17 protein-coding genes and 2 pseudogenes are annotated in these 22144 nt (G+C 72.1%); 8 read left to right on the forward strand and 11 right to left on the reverse strand.

Annotated features, from left to right (window positions below):
* Positions 1-13: 13 nt before the first annotated feature.
* Complete coding sequence (locus AC0VYN_RS26475) at positions 14-877, reverse strand: helix-turn-helix domain-containing protein (RefSeq protein ID WP_475532983.1); 864 nt, start codon at positions 875-877, stop codon at positions 14-16.
* Between the two features lie 101 nt (positions 878-978).
* Here AC0VYN_RS26475 and AC0VYN_RS26480 point away from each other — a divergent pair, with 101 nt between their 5' ends.
* Positions 979-1539 carry a YceI family protein gene (locus AC0VYN_RS26480; RefSeq protein WP_475532984.1) on the forward strand — a complete coding sequence of 187 codons (561 nt, stop codon included), beginning with the start codon at positions 979-981 and terminating at the stop codon, positions 1537-1539.
* A 109-nt stretch (positions 1540-1648) separates the two neighbouring features.
* Here AC0VYN_RS26480 and uvrA read toward each other — a convergent pair whose 3' ends face one another.
* On the reverse strand, positions 1649-4669 hold the full coding sequence (gene uvrA, locus AC0VYN_RS26485) for an excinuclease ABC subunit UvrA (protein WP_475532985.1): 3021 nt from the start codon (positions 4667-4669) through the stop codon (positions 1649-1651).
* 223 nt (positions 4670-4892) lie between these two features.
* Here uvrA and AC0VYN_RS26490 point away from each other — a divergent pair, with 223 nt between their 5' ends.
* Positions 4893-5579 (forward strand): maleylpyruvate isomerase family mycothiol-dependent enzyme, encoded by a 687-nt coding sequence (locus tag AC0VYN_RS26490; RefSeq protein ID WP_475532986.1) that lies wholly within the window; start codon positions 4893-4895, stop codon positions 5577-5579.
* A gap of 139 nt (positions 5580-5718) precedes the next feature.
* On the forward strand, positions 5719-6375 hold the full coding sequence (locus AC0VYN_RS26495; protein WP_385463844.1) for an MBL fold metallo-hydrolase: 657 nt from the start codon (positions 5719-5721) through the stop codon (positions 6373-6375).
* A 175-nt stretch (positions 6376-6550) separates the two neighbouring features.
* Here the strand turns inward: AC0VYN_RS26495 and aroQ are convergent, their stop codons facing one another.
* The gene (gene aroQ / locus AC0VYN_RS26500) at positions 6551-7024 is read right to left on the reverse strand and encodes a type II 3-dehydroquinate dehydratase (RefSeq protein WP_475532987.1); all 474 of its coding nucleotides are present in this window, start codon (positions 7022-7024) and stop codon (positions 6551-6553) included.
* A 104-nt stretch (positions 7025-7128) separates the two neighbouring features.
* On the opposite strand from aroQ, the gene AC0VYN_RS26505 reads away from it, so the two are divergent.
* The gene (locus AC0VYN_RS26505) at positions 7129-8175 is read left to right on the forward strand and encodes a S66 family peptidase (protein WP_475532988.1); all 1047 of its coding nucleotides are present in this window, start codon (positions 7129-7131) and stop codon (positions 8173-8175) included.
* A 60-nt stretch (positions 8176-8235) separates the two neighbouring features.
* On the opposite strand, the gene AC0VYN_RS26510 is transcribed toward AC0VYN_RS26505, so the two are convergent.
* The 6 genes and pseudogenes from AC0VYN_RS26510 to AC0VYN_RS26535 all read right to left on the reverse strand — a co-directional run bounded on the left by AC0VYN_RS26510 (position 8236) and on the right by AC0VYN_RS26535 (position 16646).
* Entirely contained in the window at positions 8236-9336 is a 1101-nt protein-coding gene (locus AC0VYN_RS26510) for a calcium:cation antiporter (RefSeq protein WP_385463851.1), read from the reverse strand.
* A 127-nt stretch (positions 9337-9463) separates the two neighbouring features.
* Positions 9464-10450, reverse strand: coding sequence for a TerC family protein (locus tag AC0VYN_RS26515; protein ID WP_475532989.1), 987 nt, complete (start codon positions 10448-10450; stop codon positions 9464-9466).
* 285 nt (positions 10451-10735) lie between these two features.
* Positions 10736-12778, reverse strand: coding sequence for a TerD family protein (locus AC0VYN_RS26520; RefSeq protein ID WP_475532990.1), 2043 nt, complete (start codon positions 12776-12778; stop codon positions 10736-10738).
* 88 nt (positions 12779-12866) lie between these two features.
* Positions 12867-13445 carry a TerD family protein gene (locus tag AC0VYN_RS26525; RefSeq protein WP_475532991.1) on the reverse strand — a complete coding sequence of 193 codons (579 nt, stop codon included), beginning with the start codon at positions 13443-13445 and terminating at the stop codon, positions 12867-12869.
* 142 nt (positions 13446-13587) lie between these two features.
* Positions 13588-15727 (reverse strand): annotated as a pseudogene (gene uvrB / locus AC0VYN_RS26530) (excinuclease ABC subunit UvrB).
* 40 nt (positions 15728-15767) lie between these two features.
* Positions 15768-16646: an MHYT domain-containing protein gene (locus tag AC0VYN_RS26535; protein ID WP_475532992.1), complete on the reverse strand. Its 879-nt coding sequence runs from the start codon at positions 16644-16646 to the stop codon at positions 15768-15770.
* Positions 16647-16926: 280 nt separating this feature from the next.
* Here AC0VYN_RS26535 and AC0VYN_RS26540 point away from each other — a divergent pair, with 280 nt between their 5' ends.
* The 4 genes from AC0VYN_RS26540 to AC0VYN_RS26555 all read left to right on the forward strand — a co-directional run bounded on the left by AC0VYN_RS26540 (position 16927) and on the right by AC0VYN_RS26555 (position 20353).
* Positions 16927-17817: a glycerophosphodiester phosphodiesterase gene (locus tag AC0VYN_RS26540; protein WP_475532993.1), complete on the forward strand. Its 891-nt coding sequence runs from the start codon at positions 16927-16929 to the stop codon at positions 17815-17817.
* 69 nt (positions 17818-17886) lie between these two features.
* Positions 17887-18441, forward strand: a complete 555-nt coding sequence (locus AC0VYN_RS26545) for a methylated-DNA--[protein]-cysteine S-methyltransferase (protein ID WP_475532994.1) — start codon at positions 17887-17889, stop codon at positions 18439-18441.
* Positions 18442-18524: 83 nt separating this feature from the next.
* On the forward strand, positions 18525-19433 hold the full coding sequence (locus AC0VYN_RS26550) for a pseudouridine-5'-phosphate glycosidase (protein WP_475532995.1): 909 nt from the start codon (positions 18525-18527) through the stop codon (positions 19431-19433).
* Positions 19430-20353 carry a carbohydrate kinase family protein gene (locus tag AC0VYN_RS26555; protein WP_475532996.1) on the forward strand — a complete coding sequence of 308 codons (924 nt, stop codon included), beginning with the start codon at positions 19430-19432 and terminating at the stop codon, positions 20351-20353. The genes AC0VYN_RS26550 and AC0VYN_RS26555 overlap by 4 nt, the downstream gene beginning before the upstream one ends.
* A 41-nt stretch (positions 20354-20394) precedes the next feature.
* Here AC0VYN_RS26555 and AC0VYN_RS26560 read toward each other — a convergent pair.
* A pseudogene (locus AC0VYN_RS26560) lies at positions 20395-21111 on the reverse strand (methyltransferase domain-containing protein); the annotation flags it as partial.
* 243 nt (positions 21112-21354) lie between these two features.
* A complete protein-coding gene (locus AC0VYN_RS26565; RefSeq protein WP_475532997.1) occupies positions 21355-21987 on the reverse strand; it encodes a nucleoside/nucleotide kinase family protein in 633 nt (210 codons plus the stop codon).
* Positions 21988-22144: the final 157 nt, after the last annotated feature.

A 22144-nucleotide genomic window follows, 5' to 3' on the forward strand; every position in this document is an offset into this window, starting at 1 on the left:
CGGCCCGCCGGTCTCAGCCGGCCGGCCGTACCGCACGCAGGGCTCCGGGGCGGCGTCCGTCGAGGCGGTCCAGGGCGGTGGCCGTGGCGTCGTCGGCGGGCAGGTGCACGACGATCCACTGGCCGTCCTCGGGGAGCGCGAGCGTCTCGTGCAGCAGGCTCAGCGCACCGGCCTCCGGATGCCGGACGCGCTGGGTACCGACGCGTCGCGGGGTCAGCGCGAGGTCGGCGAACCGGTCGGTGAACTCCGCGCCCGCCGTCACCGTCAGCTCGTCGGCCAGCTCGGTGACGTACGGGTCCCGCAGCGGGGAGTTGTGCCGGAGCCGGGCGACCTGGTCGTCGGCGACGCGGTCCCAGTCGGGGTAGGCGGCGCGGGCGCGCTCGTCGGTGAACAGGTGGCGCAGCAGGTTGGGCCGCTCGGCGTCGAGCAGGCCGAGCGGGCCGGTGAGCCGGGCGTAGCCGGCGGTGTGGGCGAGGACGTCGCCGATCCAGTTCAGCACCGCGGCGGGGGCGGGTTCCAGCCGGTCCAGGACGGCACGCACGGTGGGCCGCGCCTCACGGGAGAGCGGCGGGGCCGCCGCGCACAGGAGCGGGTCGCCGCCGTCGGCCTCCTTGGTCAGCCGGCGCAGCACCATCCGGTTGCTCAGGGACAGGTTCAGCGCGTCCGCGAGGGCGCCGAGCACCTGGGCGGACGGGTGCCGGTCGCGCCCCTGCTCCAGCCGGGTGAGGTACTCGACGCTGACGCCGGCGAGCGTCGCCAGTTCGGCGCGGCGCAGTCCGGGCGTGCGGCGGCGGGGGCCGGCGGGCAGCCCCACCTCGGCGGGGCCGACGGACTCGCGCCAGCTGCGCAGAAACGTGCCCAACTCGTTGTCGCTCACCCGGGGAACGTACCAACCCGTGCGGGCGGGAGGGTGGCCCTGCGACTACCACGCTCAGGCCGGTCTCCCTCGCGGGGCGCGGGGCCCGCAGGGTGGTCGGCATGACCAACGACATCGCCACCACCGCCACCGCTCCCCTGCCGATCGCGCCCGGTCAGTGGGCTCTCGACCCCTTTCACTCCGCCGTGAACTTCACTGTCCGCCATCTCGGCATCGCCAAGGTGCGGGGGCGGTTCACCGGTGTGGAGGCGGATCTCTTCGTCGGTGAGACGGCCGGGGACGTCCGGGTGTCCGCGACGGTCGACCTGGCCTCCGTCGACACCGGCAACGCCGACCGGGACGCGCACGTACGCGCCGCCGGTCTGCTCGACGTGGAGAAGCGTCCGACGATGACCTACCGCTCGACCCGGGTGTCGGGCGAGGGCGAGGACTGGGTCATGGAGGGCGAGCTGACGATCGGTGAGGTGACCCGGCCGGTGACGCTCGCCGTGGAGTTCGGCGGGCTGGTGGACGTGCCGATGGACGGCAGCCGGCATGCCGGGTTCGAGGCGGCGGGTGAGATCCGGCGCAGCGAGTTCGGGCTGGACTTCGCTCCGGGGCTGCTCGGGGAGGTCGTGAAGATCCAGCTCGACATGCAGTTCGTGGAGCCGGCGGGCTCCTGAGCGCCGGACGCGCGGACGCGCCGTGTCCCACGGGTTCTTCCATGGGACACGGCGCGTCCGGGTGCCGGCGGGCGCCCTGTGCCGGGGCTGCGGGCGTCCGCCCGGCGGGTCAGGCCTTGCTCGCCCGTGTCGTCTTCTTCGCGGCCGGCTTGGTGGTATTGGCCGCCTTCGCGGTCTTCGCCGCGGTGGCGCCCACCTTCTTGGTGGCCGTCTTCCTGGCGGTGGACTTGGCCGCCACCGTCTTCGCCGCCTTGCGCGTGGCCTGCGCCGGGATGGCGTCGCTGACCCGGTCGGCGCCGAGGATGTCCCTCAGGAACTTGCCGGTGTGGCTGGCCGGTACGCCGGCGATCTGCTCCGGCGTGCCCTCGGCGACCACCAGGCCGCCGCCCGCGCCGCCCTCGGGGCCCATGTCGACGACCCAGTCGGCGGTCTTGATCACGTCGAGGTTGTGCTCGATTACGATGACCGTGTTGCCCTTCTCGACCAGGCCCGACAGGACCGTCAGCAGCTTGCTGATGTCCTCGAAGTGCAGACCGGTGGTCGGCTCGTCCAGGACGTAGACCGTGCGGCCGGTGGAGCGGCGCTGCAGCTCGCTGGCGAGCTTCACGCGCTGTGCCTCACCGCCGGACAGGGTGGTCGCGGACTGGCCGAGCCGGACGTAGCCGAGGCCGACGTCCTTGAGTGTCTTCATGTGCCGGGCGATCGCGGGGACCGCCTCGAAGAAGTCGGTCGCCTCCTCGATCGGCATGTTCAGGACGTCGGCGATGGACTTGCCCTTGTAGTGGACCTCCAGGGTCTCCCGGTTGTACCGGGCACCGTGGCAGACCTCGCACGGGACGTAGACGTCCGGGAGGAAGTTCATCTCGATCTTGATGGTGCCGTCGCCCGCGCAGTTCTCGCAGCGGCCGCCCTTGACGTTGAAGGAGAACCGGCCGGGCATGTAGCCGCGGACCTTCGCCTCGGTCGTCTCGGCGAACAGCTTGCGGATGTGGTCGAAGACGCCGGTGTACGTCGCCGGGTTCGACCGCGGGGTGCGGCCGATGGGCGACTGGTCGACGTGGACGACCTTGTCGACGAGGTCGTCGCCGTCCACGCGTGTGTGCCGTCCGGGCACGCTGCGGGCACCGTTCAGCTCCCGCGCGAGGTGCGTGTAGAGGATGTCGTTGACCAGCGTCGACTTGCCGGAACCGGAGACGCCGGTGACGGCGGTGAACAGGCCGAGCGGGAAGGACACGTCGATGTCCTGCAGGTTGTTCTCCCGGGCCCCGTGCACGGTGAGCCTGCGGGACGGGTCCTGCGGACGCCGGACCTCGGGCAGCGGGATGGCCTTCTTGCCCGACAGGTACAGGCCGGTCTGCGACTCGGCGTTGTCGAGCAGCTCCTTCACGGAGCCGCTGTGCACGACCTTGCCGCCGTGCTCACCGGCGCCGGGGCCGATGTCGACGATCCAGTCGGCGACCTTGATGGTGTCCTCGTCGTGCTCGACGACGATCAGTGTGTTGCCCATGTCGCGGAGCCGGACGAGGGTCTCGATCAGCCGGTGGTTGTCGCGCTGGTGCAGGCCGATGGACGGCTCGTCGAGGACGTACAGAACGCCGACGAGGCCGGAACCGATCTGGGTGGCCAGGCGGATGCGCTGGGCCTCGCCGCCGGAGAGCGTGCCGGCCGCCCGGTTCAGCGAGAGGTAGTCCAGGCCGACGTCGACCAGGAAGCGCAGCCGCTCGTTGACCTCCTTCAGCACGCGCTCGGCGATCTTCTTGTCCCGGGCGCTGAGCTTCAGCCGGCCCAGGAAGTCGGCGCAGTCGCTGATGGACATCGCCGCGACCTCGGCGATCGACTTGTCCATGACGGTGACCGCGAGGACGAGCGGCTTGAGGCGGGTGCCCTCACAGGTGGGGCAGGGCACCTCGCGCATGTAGCCCTCGAAGCGCTCGCGGCTGGCGTCGCTCTCGGACTCGCTGTGCCGGCGCTTGACGAAGGGGACGGCGCCCTCGAACGCCGTGGTGTACCGGCGCTCGCGCCCGTAGCGGTTGCGGTAGCGGACCTCGACCTGCGTCCTGTGCCCGTGCAGCAGGGCCTTGCGGGCACGCAGCGGCAGCCCGGCGAAGGGGATGTCCGTACGGAAGCCCAGCGCGTCCGCGAGGGCCCCGATCAGGCGGGCGAAGTAGTCCTTGGTGTGTCCGTGCGACCAGGGGTGGATGGCGCCCTCGTCCAGCGACTTGTCCGGGTCCGGGACGATCAGCTCGGGGTCGACCTCCATGCGCGTGCCGATGCCCGAGCAGTCGGGGCAGGCGCCGAAGGGCGAGTTGAAGGAGAAGGAGCGGGGCTCCAGCTCCTCGAAGGACAGGTCGTCGTACGGGCAGTACAGGTGCTCCGAGTACATGCGCTCGCGCTCGGGGTCGTCCTCGGGGAGGTCGACGAAGTCGAGCACGACCATGCCGCCCGACAGACCGAGCGCGGTCTCGACGGAGTCGGTGAGGCGGCGCTTCGCCGAGTCCTTCACCGTGAGGCGGTCGACGACCACCTCGATGGTGTGCTTCTCCTGCTTCTTCAGCGTGGGCGGCTGGGAGAGCTGGACGGTCTCGCCGTCGACCCGCGCGCGGGAGTAGCCCTTGGTCTGGAGGTCCGAGAAGAGGTCGACGAACTCGCCCTTGCGCTCGCGCACCAGCGGCGACAGCACCTGGAAGCGGCTGCCCTCGGGCAGCTCCAGCACCTTGTCGACGATGGCCTGCGGCGACTGGCGCGAGATGGGCCGGGAGCACTCGGGACAGTGCGGCTTGCCGATGCGGGCGAAGAGCAGGCGCAGGTAGTCGTAGACCTCGGTGATGGTGCCGACCGTGGAGCGCGGGTTGCGCGAGGTCGACTTCTGGTCGATGGAGACCGCCGGGGAGAGACCCTCGATGAAGTCGACGTCCGGCTTGTCCATCTGGCCGAGGAACTGCCGGGCGTACGAGGAGAGCGATTCCACGTAGCGCCGCTGGCCCTCGGCGAAGATCGTGTCGAAGGCCAGGGAGGACTTGCCCGACCCGGACAGGCCCGTGAAGACGATGAGCGAGTCGCGAGGCAGGTCGAGCGAGACGTTTTTCAGATTGTGCTCGCGCGCGCCACGGACGATGAGACGGTCGGCCACGCCGGTCCGCACCTTTCTTGAGAGAAGTGACAGGGGCGGGGCCCCCGTCTTTCTCAGACTAGGGGGAGCCACTGACAACGCCGGTCGGATTCACCGGTTGTCAACAAACCCCGACTCCCCAGCATGCCCGACGCCGCACCCGACCATATAGCACGTGCATTCGATTTGCGGGCGTCGTCCGCCGCCTTCACCCGAACGTGTGGTGCCGTCTAGGGTCGACGACATGATTGATCACGCGCGTGACCTGGCGTCTGTACACGACGCCACCGAACGGCTGCTGAGCGCGGTCGGCAAACTGGACAACGCGGGCGTGACGGACCAGTCACGGCTACCCGGCTGGACCCGCGGCCATGTCCTCGCCCACCTCGCCCGCAACGCGGACGCCCTCGTGAACGTTCTGGAGGGCCGCCCCATGTACGTCTCCGCCGAGGCCCGCGACGCCGACATCGAACGGGACGCCCCGCGCCCGCTCGACGCCCAGCTCGCCGACGTGCGCGAGAGCGCGGCCCGCTTCCAGGAGGCGGGCGCCGTCCCCGCCGACTGGTCGCGCACGGTCGCGCTGCGCAATGGCGTCACGGACTCGGCGTCACGGGTGCCCTTCCGGCGGTGGGCCGAGGTGGAGCTGCACCACGTGGACCTCGGGATCGGCTACGAGCTGGAGGACCTGCCGGAGGAGTTCACCGAGCGGGAGACCGCCTTCCTGGCCGCCCGCTTCACGGGGCACCCGGACGTGCCGTCCACGCGCCTCACGGACGGCACGCGCGCGTGGAGCACGGGCCGCGAGGAGGGCGCGCGGACCATCATCGTCACCGGGACCCCCGCCGACCTGCTGGGCTGGCTCGCCGGGCGGCGCGAGGGAACCGCGCTGACCGTGGAGGGGGGCACGCTGCCCGCGCTGCCGCCGCTGTAGCCGAGGGCTCCGGGAGGCGGTCGCGGCGGCGTCCCGGCGCCAGGGTCCGGCGTTCGGACCATGCCGCAGGAGACGGGCGGTGCCTTGCCGTTCCCGCGTCTGCGGCGTGATGCGAACGACAGGCCCTAGGCTGGCGGTCATGACCTACAGCGGAGAGGTGCGGGTCGGCGGCCCCGCCCAGGTGCACGAGCTCAAAGATCTGATGATCACCAAGATCGCGGTCGGCCCGATGGACAACAACGCCTATCTGCTGCGCTGCCGGGCCACCGACGAACAGCTGCTGATCGACGCCGCGAACGACGCGCACACGCTGCTCGGCTCGATCGGTGACGACGGCATCGCCTCCGTCGTCACCACCCACCGCCACGGCGACCACTGGCAGGCGCTGGCCGAGGTCGTCGCGGCCACCGGCGCCCGCACGTACGCGGGCCGGCACGACGCCGAGGGCATTCCCGTGCCCACCGACGTGCCGGTCGACGACGGCGACGTCATCCGGGTGGGCCAGGTGGAGCTCACTGCCCGCCACCTCGTCGGACACACCCCGGGCTCGATCGTCCTCGTCTACGACGACCCGCACGGGCACCCGCACGTGTTCACGGGGGACTGTCTCTTCCCCGGCGGCGTGGGCAACACCTTCAAGGACCCGGAGGCGTTCGCGCGTCTGATCCGCGATGTCGAGACCAAGGTCTTCGACGTCCTCCCGGACGAGACGTGGGTCTACCCGGGGCACGGCGACGACACCTCGCTGGGCGCGGAACGCCCGCACCTGCCGGAGTGGCACGCGCGCGGGTGGTGAACGCCCTCCGTTCGCACCCCGTGTGATCCGTTCACCGGCGCCGCCCCTCCGCGCGCGCTGCCGGACCGAGCGGAGGGGCGGTCGACTGGGGGCAGCCCCGCGCAGGACGACGGCTCCTGGGCGGCGTGGGCCGCCGGTCCCCCCTTTCCCGCCCTCGGCCGGCGGCCCCGGCTCCTCAGGTGTCGGCCCGGCCCGTCCCCGCCAGCGCCGCGATCCGCTCCACACCGAACGCGTATCCCTGCACACCGCACCCGGCGATGACTCCGTCGGCGCGCTGCGACACGTAGGAGTGGTGCCGGAACGGCTCACGCTGGTGGATGTTGGAGATGTGGACCTCCACCACCGGCAGCCCGTCGCAGGTGTTGAGCGCGTCCAGGATCGCGACGGACGTGTGCGAGTAGGCGGCGGGGTTGATCACGATCCCGCAGTGGTGCAGCCGTGCCTCGTGGATCCAGTCGACCAGTTCGCCCTCGTGGTTGGACTGGCGGAAGTCCACCGTGCCGCCGTGCGCCGCGGCGGTCTTGACGCACAGGGCCTCGACGTCGGCGAGCGTGTCGGAGCCGTAGATCTCCGGCTGGCGCTGGCCGAGCAGGTTCAGGTTGGGCCCGTTGAGGATCATGATCGGGGCGTTGGCCAGGGTGCGGGGCACGGTTCCTCCGGTCCGTTCGAGGTGCGGCGGTCCTTGGCCGACCGCTCGCTGGCCCCCGGTTTATCACGGTGCACCTCCGTCCCGGCCGGCCCTACCCTCGCCGCATGACGACGATCATGTACCCGCCCAAGCCCTCGCCCGGAGACCGCGTCGCGGTGATATCCCCCGCTTCGGGACTGCCCGGACTGTTCCCGTTGCCCTACGAGTTGGGCCTGGAACGGCTGCGCGCCGAGTACGGCCTGGAACCGGTCGAGTATCCGGCCACCCGCAAGATGGGGGCGACGCCGCGGGAACGGGCCGACGACATCCACGCGGCCTTCGCCGACCCGGACATCAGGGCCGTGTTCGCGTCGATCGGCGGCGACGACCAGATCACCGTCCTGCCGCACCTGGACCGGGAGTTGCTGCGAGCCGACCCGAAGCCGTTCTTCGGGTGGAGCGACAACACCAACCTCCTCGCCTTCCTTCGCAACACGGGCATCGTCGCGTACCACGGCGCGAGCGTGATGTGCGAGCTGGGCCGGTCCGGTGCCATGCATCCGCAGACCGCCGATTCCCTGCGGGCGGCGCTGTTCACCTCGGGGCCCTACGAGCTGCGGCCCGCCGAGCGCTGGAACGACGTCGACCGGGACTGGGCCGACCCCGCGGCGCTCGGGACGGAACCGGGGTCCCGGCCCGGTTCGGGCTGGTCGTGGGTCAACGGCGACCGGGTGGTCGAGGGCCGCAGCTGGGGCGGCTGCCTGGAGATCGTCGGCCAGCTGCTGATGGCGGACCGCGAGATCGCGCACGATCCGGGCGAGTACGACGGGGGCGTGCTGTTCCTGGAGACCTCGGAGGAGCTGCCGAGCGCCGCGGAGGTCTTCCGGACGCTGCGCGGCATGGGTGAGCGGGGCCTGCTCCGGCGGTTCTCCGCCCTGCTGATGGGCCGCCCGAAGACGTGGTCCTTCGAGCACCCCAACAGCCCCGGGGAAGGCGCCCGCTACGCGGCGGAGCAGCGGGAGGCCGTGCTGCGGGCGATGCGGACCTACGCCCCCGACGCGACGATCGTGTTGGACGTGGACCTCGGCCACACCGATCCGCAGGTCGTCGTCCCCTACGGCGGACTGGTCCGCGTCGACGGGCCCGCCCGGCGGATCGTCGTCACGTACTGATCCACCTACTGGTCCGCGTACCGGGCGCGTACCGGTCCGGGCGGCCCGGCGCGGTGCCGGCTACGGGTTGATCGCGAGTTCCAGGTACGCGGCGAACAGCACCAGGTGGACGCCTCCCTGCAGGGGCGTAGCTCGCCCCGGCACGACCGTCAGCGAGGCCACCACCACAGTCAGCGCGAGCAGGATGATGTGGGTGGGACCGAGGCCCAGGACCAGTGGCCCGGAGAGCCAGACGGAGGCCAGGGCGACCGCCGGGATGGTCAGTCCGATGCTGGCCATCGCGGAGCCGAGGGCGAGGTTCAGGCTGGTCTGCACCCGGTCGCGGCGGGCGGTGCGCAGGGCGGCGATGGTCTCCGGGAGGAGTACCAGCAGGGCGATGATCACGCCGACGACGGCGTGATGGAGTCCCGCGGCCTCCACTCCGTCCTCGATGGTGGGCGAGACCCCTTTCGCCAGTCCGACCACGCCGATCAGCGCCAGGGCCAGCAGCCCCAGGCTGATCAGTGCGGTACGGGCGGACGGCGCGTGGGCGTGGTCCTCGACGGTGATCACCTCGCCCTGCCGGGTGATCGGGAGGAAGTAGTCGCGGTGGCGCACGGTCAGGGTCGTGATGAACAGCCCGTAGAGGACCAGTGAGGAGAGCGCCGCGAAGGTCAGCTGGACGGTGGAGAACTCCGGGCCCTGCGCGCTGGTCGTGAACGTGGGCAGTACCAGGCTGAGGGTGGCCAGGGTCGCCACCGTGGCGAGGGCGGCGCCGGTGCCCTCCGGGTTGAACACCGCCGTGCCGTGGCGCAGGGAGGCGACGAGCAGGCTGAGCCCGACCACACCGTTGCAGGTGATCATCACGGCCGCGAAGACGGTGTCCCTGGCGAGGGTCGCGCTCTTGTCACCGCCGTCCGCCATCAGGGTCACGATGAGGGCGACCTCGATGACGGTGACGGCGATGGCGAGGACGAGGGAGCCGAAGGGCTCACCGACCCGGTGGGCGACCACCTCCGCGTGGTGCACGGCGGCCAGGACGGACAGGGCGAGGACGATGGTCAGCACCGCCACGACCACGCCGGGCAGGCCGCGACCCCAGGTGAGGATCAGCAGCACGACCGCGATCACGGGCGTAACGGTCGTCCACTGTGCGAGGAGCGCCCTGGGCCGAGTGATCATGCAGCGATCGTCGCAGAGGCGAACGGCCCCCGCATTCCCGGTCACACGGACGAGGACCGCTCTCGGCCGCCAGCGGCGCGCCGGGCACCTCTCTCACGAGAGGCGCCGGCGGGCAGTCGTGCGCGGGTCAGGCCTCGACGTCGTGCTTCTCCGCGTCCCGGGCGTCCGCTTCCGCCTGCTTCCGGGAGGCCCGGAGGCTGGTGATCGTGGTGACGATCAGGACCGAGCAGATCACGCCGAGCGAGACCGGGATGCTGATCTCGGGCACGTGGACGCCGGACTCGTGCAGGGCGTGCAGCACCAGCTTCACGCCGATGAACCCCAGGATGATCGACAGGCCGTACGAGAGGTGGACCAGCTTCCTCAGCAGACCGCCGATGAGGAAGTACAGCTGACGCAGACCCATCAGGGCGAAGGCGTTGGCCGTGAACACGATGTACGGGTCCTGGGTCAGGCCGAAGATCGCCGGGATGGAGTCGAGCGCGAACAGGACGTCGGTGGTGCCGATCGCGAGCATCACGACCAGCATCGGCGTCATGACGCGCTTGCCGTTCTCCTCGATCCACAGCTTGGTGCCGTGGTACCGGTCGGCGACGCCGAACCTGCGCTCGGCGGCCTTGAGCAGCTTGTTCTCCTCGAACTCCTCGTCCTCCTCCTCGGCCCGGGCCTCCTGGATGAGCTTCCAGGCGGTCCAGATCAGGAAGGCTCCGAAGAGGTAGAAGACCCACGAGAAGCTGGCGAGGATCGCGGCGCCGGCGGCGATGAAGACGGCCCTGAGGACCAGGGCGATGAGGACACCCACAAGGAGCACTCGCTGCTGGTACTGCGAGGGCACCGCGAACTTCGCCATGATCAGGACGAAGACGAACAGGTTGTCTACGCTCAAGGACTTCTCGGTGATGAAGCCCGCGGAGAACTCGCCGGCGGGCTGGCCGCCGCCGAAGACGAGGAGCCCCAGTCCGAAGAGCCCGGCGAGCGCGATCCAGACGACCGTCCAGATCCCGGCTTCCTTGATCGACACGTCGTGCGGCTTGCGGCCGATGAAGAAATCGACCGCGATGAGGGCGGCGAGGCCCACGATGGTCAGGACCCAAAGGGTCACGGAAACTTCCACTTACGCCTCCGGCAGTACGTCACACGGCAGATGTCAGCGTCGTCGCTGCCGGAGGTCTCTTCCACCCCGGGCGTCCGGTGCGCGAGGCGCGTCCGGAGCCCACGGGCCGACGCCCCGGGATCTGGCCTGATCCGTATTGACGGGTACGCCGCAGCTGGCAGGGAGTACTCCCCTCCGTACGGAAAACAGTACCCGAATCACCAAGGAAAGGTAAAGAGGCAGGTAAAGGAGAAGCCAAAACGCCAGGTCAGGATGGCTTTACGAGGACTTGGCCCGAGCTTTGGCTCACCGGTTCCACGAGCGACGGGCCGCGGCCACCGCGGTGAGCACCTGCCCAAGGACCTGGCTGCCGGGCGGCACGAGCGAGGGCTCGTACGTCCAGGCGTGGCCCACCCACGGGTCGGCCAAATGGTCGTCGGCCACCGGGGTCAGACGGAGCAGGGAACGCCACAGCGGGTCGAGCAGCGGTCCGTATCCCGCGGACTCCTCGCGGTCGGCGACCAGCATCAGGTGCACACCTACGGCCGGGCCCTCGTCCGCGAGGTAGCGCAGCTGGTTCACCGCCCGGTCGTCGAAGCCGTGCGGGAAGTCGTTGACGATCAGGAGCTGCTGGGACGTGTCGAGACCGGGCGGCAGCGCGTCGGCGGCGCCTCCGCGCAGCGCCATCTGCACCAGGTCGACGCGCTGGGTGAGCCGGGCCAGCACGTCCGCCGTCCCCGCGGCGCCCTGGGCCGGCGGGGCGGCGAGCACTCCGCTCCGCACCAGCGGTGCCAGGGCCTGTGCCCCCGCTCCGGCCGGGTCGACGACGTGGACGGTGAACTCGCCCGCCGGGTAGACGGCGAGCAGCCGGGCCGCGTGCGCGACCGCCGACTCCAGCGCCAGGCGTCCCCTCTCGTGGGAGTCGGCGAACGAGCCGTCGAGGGAGCCGCCGGAGCGCCCGCTGTCGATCCACAGGCCCCGTTCGAGCGGCAGCCGGACGAGCATCGGTATGCGTATCCGGTCGGCCTCGGGCAGCCGGAGGTCGCCCAGGCGCGCGGCCATGGGGATCTCCATGGGCACGCGGTAGGCGTGCCAGACGGGGTTGTCCCAGCGGGCGTAGGCGGCCGGCAGGGCGGGCTCGACGACCTCGGCCTCGGCGGCCAGCTGGGCGAGGTCCCGGTCGAGGGCTTCCCTGGCCTGCGCGACGAGCCGGTCGTAGCGGGCGCGGGCGGCCTCGCGGGCGGCGTCGCCCTGCCCGCCGATCCGGCTGCGCGGATCGGCCAGGGCCTGGTCGATCTCCTTGTCCCTGCGCGACTCGGCGAAGTCCACGGCGCTGCGGTACGCGGCCGCGGTGCGGGCGAGGTCCTCGAACATGCCCCACACCTGGTTGTACAGCCGCTCGTCCATGGACCAGCCGGTGGCGTCGCCCGCGACGGGCCGGGCGGGCTGCCCGGGGGCGGCCGGGGGCGCGGTCGGGGCGGGCGCGGGCGGAGCCGCGTGCCGGCGGCGCGGGTGGCTGTAGTCGATGGGGCCGCTGCCCGCGGGGGCCGGCGGCGGGGTGACGCCGGAGGAGTCCCCCACCGCGGCGCCGCCCGGGTACGGCGGCTGCGGTGCGGACCGGCCCGGGCCGGCCGGTGTCTGCGGGCCGCCGGCGACCTGGGGGCCGTACGGGGAGGCAGCCGGGGCGGAGCCGGGCGTGCCCTGGGGAGCGGCCGCCCCGTGGTCCGGGGCGGCCGGCTGCCGGGCGCGGTCGCCGTCCGCCGTACGCGGCGCGGGAGCGGGCACGGAGCGGGCCAGGCCGCCGGCCACCGCCTCCTGGACCTGTCCGGCGAGCTGCCGGGCCTGCGGCAGGCCCTGGTCGGTGAGGAGCTCGGCGAGACCGCCCGCGTAGCCCTGGCCGACGGCCCGCACCTTCCAGGCACCCTGCCGGCGGTAGAGCTCCAGCGCGACGACGGCCGACTCGGCCTCCAGGCCGGTGAGGGTGTAGCTGGCGACCTCGGTGCCGTCGAGGCCGGTGACGGCGACGAAGGGTGCGGCGACGGCGCCGAAGCGGGACGGGCCCGCCCCGCCGGCCGCGGCCAGGGCGAGCAGCACACTGACCCGGTGCACGGCGTCCGGCACGGCGTCCAGGTCCACCGCGAGCCGGTGGTCGGCGGCCGCCTGCCGGGAGACCTCCAGTCCGGGCAGCGTGGGCGAGCCCGGGTGGGCCACCCACTCGACGCCGTGGACCGTGCCGTCCTCGTCGCCGAGCGTGGCCGCGGCCACCACCGGCGTGCCGGCCGAGACCCGGACCTCCAGACGGGCCTCGGGAAGCGGGTGGTTCTGCCCCCGCACCAGCTCGGCCGTCATCGCCTTCCCCCCTGTGTCACTCGTTGCGACGCGTGTCGTGTGCCGCGCCGGCCGCCCGACCCCCGACGGGACGGCCCGGCGTCCGGCCCTACAGGACCGGCAGGATCGCCGGCATCAGGTCCTGGAAGGTGCGGCCGTTGGCCGGGGAGCCGAGGGCGGTCATCGCCCAGCCCTGTCCCGCCCGGTGCACCTTGGCCATGATCTGGGCCGTGAAGGCGCCGCCGCCGGCCAGCGTGTACCGGGCGAGCTCCTCGCCGTTGGTCTCGTCCACCAGGCGGCAGAACGCGTTCTGCACCTCCTGGAACGTCTGTCCCGTGAAGGAGTTCACGGTGAAGACGATCTGGTCGATGTGGACCGGGACGCGCTGCAGGTCGACGAGGATCGCCTCGTCGTCGCCGCCCTGGCCGACACCGCCGACCAGGTTGTCCCCGGTGTGACGCACCGAGCCGTCGTCGCTCACCAGGTGACGGAAGAAGACCACGTCGACCGGCTGCTTGTCCGCGAACAGCACGGCGGAGGCGTCGAGGTCGATCTCCCGGGTGCGCGAGCCGAACAGGCCGCGCCGGGGAGCCGCCTGCCAGCCGAGACCCATGCGCACCGACGTCAGGCTGCCGCCGTCGTTCTTCTGCAGACTGATGGCCTGACCCTTGGTCATGTTGACGGTCACGCGCTGATTCCCCTCTACGAACTGTCCCCTGTTGCCGCGGCGCCCGCGGTTGACCAGAACCCTACGCAGAGCCACCGACAGTGCCGTACCCAGGTCCGCACTTTGTGTCGGTCTTGCAACACACCGCGTGCCGGACGGGCCGTCAGGCCAGACCGGCCTCCTTCATCTGGCGCAGCTCCTTCTTCATCTCGGAGACCTCGTCGCGCAGACGGGCCGCGATCTCGAACTGGAGGTCCGCGGCGGCGGCCCGCATGCGGGTGGTGAGGTCCTCGATCTGCCCGGCGAGCTCCGCCGCGGGGCGGTCGGTGGGCGCCGCCTCGGTCTTCCTGCCCTTGGCCGCCTTGGCGCCGGCCGCCGCCTTGCCCCCGAGGGCGGGCACGGGGGCCTTCGCGGCCTTGCCGTCCTTCGACTGGCGGTAACCCGAGCCGAGGAGCTGCTCGGTGTCGACGTCCTCGCGGGCGATCTGCGCCACGATGTCGTTGATCTTCTTGCGGAGGGGCTGCGGATCGATGCCGTTCGCCGTGTTGTAGGCGATCTGCTTTTCCCGGCGGCGGTTGGTCTCGTCGATGGCCTTCTCCATCGCCGGGGTGATCTTGTCGGCGTACATGTGGACCTGGCCGGAGACGTTGCGCGCCGCGCGGCCGATGGTCTGGATCAGGGAAGTGCCGGAGCGCAGGAAGCCCTCCTTGTCGGCGTCGAGGATGGCCACCAGGGAGACCTCGGGCAGGTCGAGGCCCTCGCGCAGGAGGTTGATGCCGACCAGGACGTCGTACTCGCCGGCGCGCAGCTCGCGCAGCAGCTCCACGCGGCGCAGCGTGTCGACGTCGCTGTGCAGGTAGCGGACCTGGATGCCGAGCTCCAGGAAGTAGTCGGTGAGGTCCTCGGCCATCTTCTTGGTGAGCGTGGTGACGAGGACGCGCTCGTCCTTCTCGGTCCGCTGACGGATCTCGTGCACCAGGTCGTCGATCTGGCCCTCGGTGGGCTTGACGACGACCTCGGGGTCGATGAGTCCGGTGGGGCGGATGATCTGCTCGACGGCGCCGTCCGAGCGGGAGAGCTCGTAGGTGCCGGGGGTCGCCGACAGGTACACCGTCTGCCCGATGCGCCCCTGGAACTCCTCCCACTTCAGCGGGCGGTTGTCGAGGGCGGAGGGCAGCCGGAACCCGTGGTCGACCAGGGTCCGCTTGCGGGAGGCGTCGCCCTCGTACATGGCGCCGATCTGCGGCACCGTGACGTGCGACTCGTCGATGACGAGCAGGAAGTCGTCCGGGAAGTAGTCCAGCAGGGTGTTGGGCGGCGAGCCGGGCAAGCGGCCGTCGAAGTGCATCGAGTAGTTCTCGACGCCGGAGCAGCTGCCGATCTGGCGGAGCATCTCGAGGTCGTACGTCGTGCGCATCCGCAGACGCTGGGCCTCCAGGAGCTTGCCCTGCTTCTCCAGCTCGGTCAGGCGCTCGGCCAGCTCCTTCTCGATGTCGTTGACCGCGCGCTCCATGCGCTCGGGGCCCGCGACGTAGTGGGAGGCCGGGAACACGTACAGCTGCTGGTCGTCGCTGATGATCTCGCCGGTGACCGGGTGCAGCGTGGACAGGGCCTCGATCTCGTCGCCGAACATCTCGATGCGGACGGCGAGCTCCTCGTAGACCGGGAAGATCTCGATGGTGTCGCCGCGGACACGGAAGGTGCCGCGGGCGAAGGCCATGTCGTTGCGCGTGTACTGGATGTCGACGAAGCGGCGCAGCAGCTCGTCCCGGTCGTGCTCGTCGCCGACGCGGAGGGGGACCATGCGGTCGACGTACTCCTGCGGGGTGCCGAGACCGTAAATGCAGGAGACCGAGGCGACCACGACGACGTCGCGGCGGGTGAGCAGCGAGTTGGTCGCGGAGTGGCGCAGGCGCTCCACCTCCTCGTTGATCGAGGAGTCCTTCTCGATGTACGTGTCCGACTGCGGGACGTAGGCCTCGGGCTGGTAGTAGTCGTAGTACGAGACGAAGTACTCGACGGCGTTGTTCGGCAGGAGCTTCCCGGAACTCGTTCGCCAGCTGGGCGGCCAGTGTCTTGTTCGGCGCCATCACGAGGGTGGGGCGCTGGAGCTTCTCGATCATCCACGCGGTGGTGGCGGACTTGCCGGTGCCGGTCGCGCCGAGTAGCACGACGTCCTTCTCGCCTGCTTCGATGCGCCGGGCGAGGTCGGCGATGGCCGTCGGCTGGTCGCCGCTCGGCTGGTAGGGGCTGACGACCTCGAAGGGCGCCACCGTGCGTTCGATCTGAGAAACGGGCCGCATGGGATCCACCGTACGACCCCGCACTGACAACCGGTCCGGATCAGCGGTTCTGCGGGGTGCGGGGGCGCCGGTGGGCGAGGTGGCGGCGGGTGTGGTGCGCGGGGTGGTGCGCCGGGCGGTGGGCCCGGGGCGGGAACTCGGGGTGGGCGGGGATGCCCGGCTTGTGCTCGAGGGGCACCCCGGCCGGCCGCCCCATGATCATCAGCGGGTCGAGGAGCACCACGACGCCGGCGAGGAGGAGGAAAGCGAGGGGCCCGATCAGCATGGGGGCGAGCAGCTCGGCCGGTGAGCCGCCGACGGAGGGGACGGCCGTGCCGTGCAGGTGCACGTCGAGCGCGGCCATGCCGGTGTAGTGCATGCCGGTGACGGCGAGGCCCATCACGAGGCTGGCGCCCACGCTCCAGAGGAATCCCCGGACCTGCCCGGCCGCCCACAGGGCCGCGGTGGCGGCGGCCATGGCGATGGCGACGGACGCGGACACGGTGAGCGTGTTGTACTCCAGCTGCCCGTCCAGCCGCATACCGGCCATTCCCAGGTAGTGCATCGAGGCGATCCCCAGGCCGGTGATCGTGCCCCCGGTGAACAGGGCCGTTCCCCGCGCGCCCCGGTAGCCGACGATGAAGACGCCCACGCCCACCATGACGATGGCGACGGCGAGGCTCGCGAACGTCATCGCCCAGTCGTAGCGGATCGGCGTGTGCTCGATCGTGAACCCCATCATCGCGATGAAGTGCATGGTCCATATCCCGGAGCCGATCGCCGCCGAGCCGAGGGCCAGCCATGCCGGGCGCCACGATCGGGTGACAACTATCGATCTGGTGGTGCAGCGCAGACCGAGGGCGCCGCCGAGGCAGGCCATGAGGTAAGCCACCAGCGGTGTGACGAGTCCGTAGCTGAAGCCGTCGACCGTGTCGTGCATGTGCGGCTACCCTTCCGCCTTTTTATGTCCCGGAATGCCCTGATTGCGCACCCTTCCCAGGACCGTACAAACGGTCAGGGCCGAGGCAGAGAGTATGACTCCCACCGGAACGGACGAACGATTCTCCGGCAAAGAATCACGGCCTTGCCGCAGTTGTGCCGCCCCGGTGAGCGGAGTTGAGCAACTCCCATTCAGCCTGTGGCCATTCTGCACCCATCTCTCGTTGACGCTCTGCTGTCACAGTAGTGCTGTCCGTGAACGCTCGACGCGAGGAGTACGCATGCACGCGCGCGCAGTTGCCGTCCTGACCACCGCGCTCGTGGGGGTCGTCCTCATGGCTCCCAGTTCCCACGCAGACACTCCGGACAACGGGGACGCGCCGACGGTCGTCGCCCACCGGGGCGCCTCCGCCTACGCGCCGGAGAACACGCTGGCCGCCGTCGACAAGGCGGCCGAGCTCGGCATCCGCTGGGTGGAGAACGACGTCCAGCGCACCAAGGACGGCGAACTCGTCGTCATCCACGACGACAGCCTGCAGCGCACCACCGACGTCGAGGAGGTCTTCCCCGACCGCGCACCCTGGAAGGTGAAGGACTTCACCGCCGCCGAGATCGCCCGTCTGGACGCCGGGAGCTGGTTCGGCCCCGCGTACGCGGGCGCGCGCGTGCCGACCCTGGAGCAGTACGTGCGACGCGTGGAGCTCCACCACCAGAAACTGCTGCTGGAGCTCAAGAGCCCGGGGCTCTACCCGGGGATCGAGCGCCAGACCCTGAAGGCTCTCGCCAACGAGGGGTGGCTCGACCGGCGGCACGTGGCGGGCCGGCTGGTCGTCCAGAGCTTCGACGCGGACAGCATCCGGACCGTCCACGACCTGAAGCCCGCCGTCAAGACCGGGTTCCTCGGCACCCCGGCCGTGGCGGACCTGCCCGAGTACGCGAAGTTCACCGACCAGATCAACCCCTCCTACGGCTCGATCTCCCAGAGCTACGTCGCCACCGTCCACACCTTCACCGGGCCGCACGGCAGGGTCATGGAGGTCTTCACCTGGACGGTCGACGACGCGGACACCGCCCGGCGGGTGGCCGGCTACGAGGTGGACGGCGTCATCACCAACAAGCCCGACGTGGTGCGGGACGCGGTGGGCGAGGCGGCGGACTCCGCCGAACTGTGATCGCCCGACGCTCGGGGCGGGCGTCCGCGCGCCCCGGGCGTTGTCGGTGGCGGGCCGTACGGTGGGCGCATGGACAGCCACGGGCAGGACGAGCAGCAGGTCGTGTGGACCGTCGTCGGCACCGGCATCGGTCCGCTGCTGCTGGCCGCGAGCCGGACGGGACTGGTCAACGTCGTGTTCCACGCCACGGACGCCGTGCGCGACCGGGCACTGGAGCGGCTCGCGTCCCGGCTGGGCACCCGGCCCGTCGAGGCGCCCGGTTCCCCGCTGCTGGCCGAGGCGGCACGGCAGGTGGAGGCGTACTTCGCGGGCGAGCGGCACGACTTCGAGCTGCCCCTGGACTGGTCGCTGATATCGGGCTTCAACCGGCAGGTGCTGCGGGAGCTGGCGTCCGGCGTGCCGTACGGCTCGGTCGTCGGCTACGGCGATCTGGCCGAGCGTGTGGGCCAGCCCGGGGCCGCCCAGGCGGTGGGCGCGGCGATGGGGGCCAATCCGCTGCCGGTCGTCGTGCCGTGCCACCGGGTCGTGGGGAGCGACGGCGGCATCGGCGGGTTCGGCGGCGGCGTGGACACCAAGCGGCGGTTGCTCGCGCTGGAGGGTGTGCTCCCCGAGCCGCTGTTCTGAGCGGGGCCGCCGTCCCCCTGGTTTGATCCGGCGCCCCGCCCGCCAGGCATGAGGGAGAACCGACGGACTGGGGAGGCAGGCGCGTGGTGCTGGTGGTGTCGGAAGAGGTAGGGGAGGCGATCGCCGGGCGTCGCCCCGTGGTGGCCCTGGAGTCCACGATCATCGCGCACGGGCTGCCGCGCCCGCGGAATCTGCTGGTGGCCCGGGAGCTGGAGGCCGCCGTGCGGCAGGAGGGCGGCGTACCGGCGACGATCGCCGTGCTGGACGGGCGGCCGCATGTCGGCCTGGACGAGGAGCAGCTGGAGCGGGTCGCGACCGAGGACGGCATCCGCAAGCTGGGCCACCGCGATATGCCGCTCGCGCTGGCCGCCGGGGCGAGCGGCGCGACCACGGTGTCGGCGACCGCGCTGCTGGCCGCCCGGGCGGAGGTGCGCGTCTTCGCGACCGGCGGGCTCGGCGGGGTGCACCGGGAGTGGACCGTGACACAGGACGAGTCGGCCGACCTCGGTCTGCTGGCGCGCACCCGGATCACGGTGGTGTGCGCGGGCGTGAAGTCCATCCTCGACGTGCCGGCGACCCTGCAGCGGCTGGAGACGCTGGGCGTCGCGGTGGCCGGGTACGGCACGGACCGCTTCCCCGGCTTCTACCTGTCCGACTCGGGGCATCCGGTGGACTGGACGCTGCGCACCCCGGAGCAGGTGGCGGCGGTGATGCGGGCGCAGGACGCGCTCGGCGGGCCGGAGTCGGCGCTCGTCGTCGCCAATCCCGTCGCCCCGGAGGAGCAGCTCGACCCCGCGCTGCACGCGCGCGTGCTCGCCGACGCGCTGCGCGCGTGCGCGGAGGAGGGCGTCACGGGCCAGGCGGTCACGCCGTTCCTGCTGGACCACCTGGTGCGGCACACGGACGGCGCGTCGCTGAGCGCCAACCTGGCGGCGGTGCGCGGCAACGTCCGGCTGGCGGCACGGGTCGCGGCGGCGTGGACCGGGGCGTGACCGCCGCGGCGGGCGGCGGGCTGCTGGTCGTCGGGGACGTCGTCACCGATGTCGTCGCCCGGCACCGGGGGCCGCTCGCCGCCGGGACGGACACGGCCGCGTCGATCCGGCGGCTGCCCGGCGGTGCGGGGGCCAACGTGGCCTGCTGGGCCGCGTACGAGGGGTGCGGGGACGTGCGGCTGCTGGGGCGGGTCGGCGCGGACTCCTCGGACTGGCACGAGCGGGAGCTGCTGGCGCACGGGGTGCGGCCCCTCCTGGTCGTCGACCGGTCGGCGCCGACGGGGACGGTCGTCTGCCTGGTCGACACGGGTGCCTCGGCCGAACGGACGTTCCTCACCGACAGCGGGGCGTCGCTGCGGGCGGAGCCCGGTGACTGGTCGGACACGCTGCTCGACGGCGTCGCGCGTCTGCACCTGTCGGGTTACCTCCTCTTCTCGGAGCCGAGCCGCGCCCTGGTGGCGGTCGCGCTGGCCGCGGCACACGCGCGGGGGGTGCCGGTGAGCCTGGATCCGGCGTCGGCGGGCTTCCTGACGGCCTTGGGCGCCGGCCGTTTCCTGGGGCTGGTCGAGGGGGTCGACGTCCTGCTGCCCAGCCGGGACGAGGCGTGCCTGCTCACCGGGACGCCGGACGCCGCGGACGCCGCTGCCGAGCTGAGCCGGCACGTTCCGCTGGTGATCGTCAAGCAGGGCGCAGAGGGGGCCCTGGTGGCCCGGTCCGGTGCCGTGTGCGCGCGGCTCCCGGCCGTCCCGGCGTCTCCGCGGGACAGTACGGGCGCCGGTGACGCCTTCACGGGCGCGTTCCTCGCCGCGCTGGTCGCGGGTGCGCCGCCCGAGGAGGCGGTGGCGCAGGGGTGCCGGGCGGGAGCGGCGGCGGTCGAGCGGGTGGGCGGGAGACCTCCGCGAGCCGGGTGCGACGCCTGACCGGCGGCCCGCCGGGGCGGACGCCCCGGGCTCCCGGGGCGCCGTTCTATGTCCTCGTCGGTGGCCACGCCCGCGCCGACCAGCTGAGCGCGGATCTGCCGGACCGTCGCGGACTCCAGCGCGGAACAGGCGGGTGAGGTGACCGGGAAGTAGGCGTCGGCCTCCACGCGCTGCAGGCCGCTCTCCCGCAGGAGGCGCGGGAGCCTGCGTCCGTAGGAGAGGTCGGCGCCGTGGCGGGCTAGCAGTTCGCGGAAGCCTTGCCGCAGCCGGTTCGCCAACTGCTGCTCGGGGCCGTGCTCGTCGGGGCAGAGCAGGGGCTGCAGTGCGGGATCGGCGTCCTCGACGAGCAGCCGGCCGCCCGGGCGCAGTGCCTCGACCATCGAGCGCAACGCCCTTTCCCGATCGGGGACATGGACGAGCACGAGGCGGGCGTGCACCAGGTCGAAACCCTCCCCCGGGGGTTCCTCCGCGGCCACGTCGTGGACGCGCACCTCGACCGGCGGGCGGGCGGCCGGGGCGACTCGTGAGGTGTCGATGTCGGTCGCGACGACCTCGCCGGTCGGTCCCACCTTCCGGGCCAGCCAGGACACCACGGACGTGCCGCCGGCCCCGACCTCCCAGCAGCGCCGGCCCGGTCCGACGCCGAGCGCTTCGAGGTGCCGGAACGTCGTGGGATCGAAGAGGGTGGCGAAGGCGTCGAAGCGCTCCGCCGCCTCGTCCTGCCGGTTGTCGAGGAGGTATCCGTCGGTTCGCGTCATGACCCGATCATCCCAGTTGCCCGACTTGCCGGAAGCGGACGACGCTCCGGGCGAGGGGCGACGGGCGGCCGCGTCCGCGTCCGCGTCCGCGGTCGCCCGAAGCGGAGCGCGCGACTCCTCCACAGGCGGAAACGGAACGGAATCTGCCCTTTCCACAGGCTCGAACGACGCTCGCGCGGACCCGGCAGACTGGCCCCGGGGACGGCGGCACGACGGCCGGCGGGACTCGGGGATGCCGTCCGGTCACCCGTTCCACGCCGGGTGGCGCGGGTCGTCGGCACGCACCAGCACGTCGGCGGTGGCGGCGGGGTCGGCCTCCTCCGCATAGCGGCCGAAGGCCGGGAGGGTCCAGTGCTCGGTCTCGGGCGTGCGGCGGCGCAGGGCGCCCGGGGTCAGGACGAGGTGGACGCTGAGATCGAGGGGGAACCAGTGACGCAGCAGGAAGGGCCCGTGCAACAGCAGCACGCCGCCCGCCGGGAGGTGGACGTAGGGACTGCGGGTGGCCCGGTCGGTCACCGGGTCCCACAGGTCGGGCAGCACCCGCCCGTCCCCACCGGGACCGAGGGGGTCGAAGACCTCACGCCACAGGGCGCCGGTGTCGTGCCAGCCGTTGTAGTAGGCCTCGACGTCCTGCCGTCCGTACTCCAGGCGGACGGAGGCGGGACGCAGGAAGCCCTCCGTCCCGACGGTGAGGGAGGGGCGGCCGCGCAGGCGCAGCGCCTCGCCGACCCGTTCGGCGAGGTCGCCGGGGCGGGCGGCGGGCGCGCCGTCGAAGGCGACGCGCTGCCAGGGGCTGCCGTCGGCCGGCTCCAGGTCGAGCAGTCGCTCGGCGAGCCGGTCGCCGAGCCGGTCCCAGGTGATCGCTTCCAGTCGCACGTGCCCATGATGCGCCGTCGGCCGTCCGGCACGCGTGGCGGCCCGTCCGGACGCCCCCGCGTGATCCCGCGCCGCCCGGCCGTGGTCACCGTGCTCGTGCGGGAGTTGACTGGGGGCGATCGACGACAGCCGGTGCCGGCGGGGCACCGGTCCGACG

It is taken from the genome of Streptomyces sp. 63XJN7_1_ISO-PGPR-S23-121, from assembly GCF_056173025.1.

What these genes read in the sequence shown, in the direction of transcription:
- AC0VYN_RS26480 (WP_475532984.1), top strand. Translation starts at nt 979, where the DNA reads ATGACCAACGACATCGCCACCACCGCCACCGCTCCCCTGCCGATCGCG.
- AC0VYN_RS26490 (WP_475532986.1), top strand. Translation starts at nt 4,893, where the DNA reads ATGATTGATCACGCGCGTGACCTGGCGTCTGTACACGACGCCACCGAA.
- AC0VYN_RS26495 (WP_385463844.1), top strand. Translation starts at nt 5,719, where the DNA reads ATGACCTACAGCGGAGAGGTGCGGGTCGGCGGCCCCGCCCAGGTGCAC.
- AC0VYN_RS26505 (WP_475532988.1), top strand. Translation starts at nt 7,129, where the DNA reads ATGACGACGATCATGTACCCGCCCAAGCCCTCGCCCGGAGACCGCGTC.
- AC0VYN_RS26510 (WP_385463851.1), bottom strand. Translation starts at nt 9,336, where the DNA reads ATGATCACTCGGCCCAGGGCGCTCCTCGCACAGTGGACGACCGTTACG.
- AC0VYN_RS26520 (WP_475532990.1), bottom strand. Translation starts at nt 12,778, where the DNA reads ATGACGGCCGAGCTGGTGCGGGGGCAGAACCACCCGCTTCCCGAGGCC.
- AC0VYN_RS26535 (WP_475532992.1), bottom strand. Translation starts at nt 16,646, where the DNA reads ATGCACGACACGGTCGACGGCTTCAGCTACGGACTCGTCACACCGCTG.
- AC0VYN_RS26540 (WP_475532993.1), top strand. Translation starts at nt 16,927, where the DNA reads ATGCACGCGCGCGCAGTTGCCGTCCTGACCACCGCGCTCGTGGGGGTC.
- AC0VYN_RS26545 (WP_475532994.1), top strand. Translation starts at nt 17,887, where the DNA reads ATGGACAGCCACGGGCAGGACGAGCAGCAGGTCGTGTGGACCGTCGTC.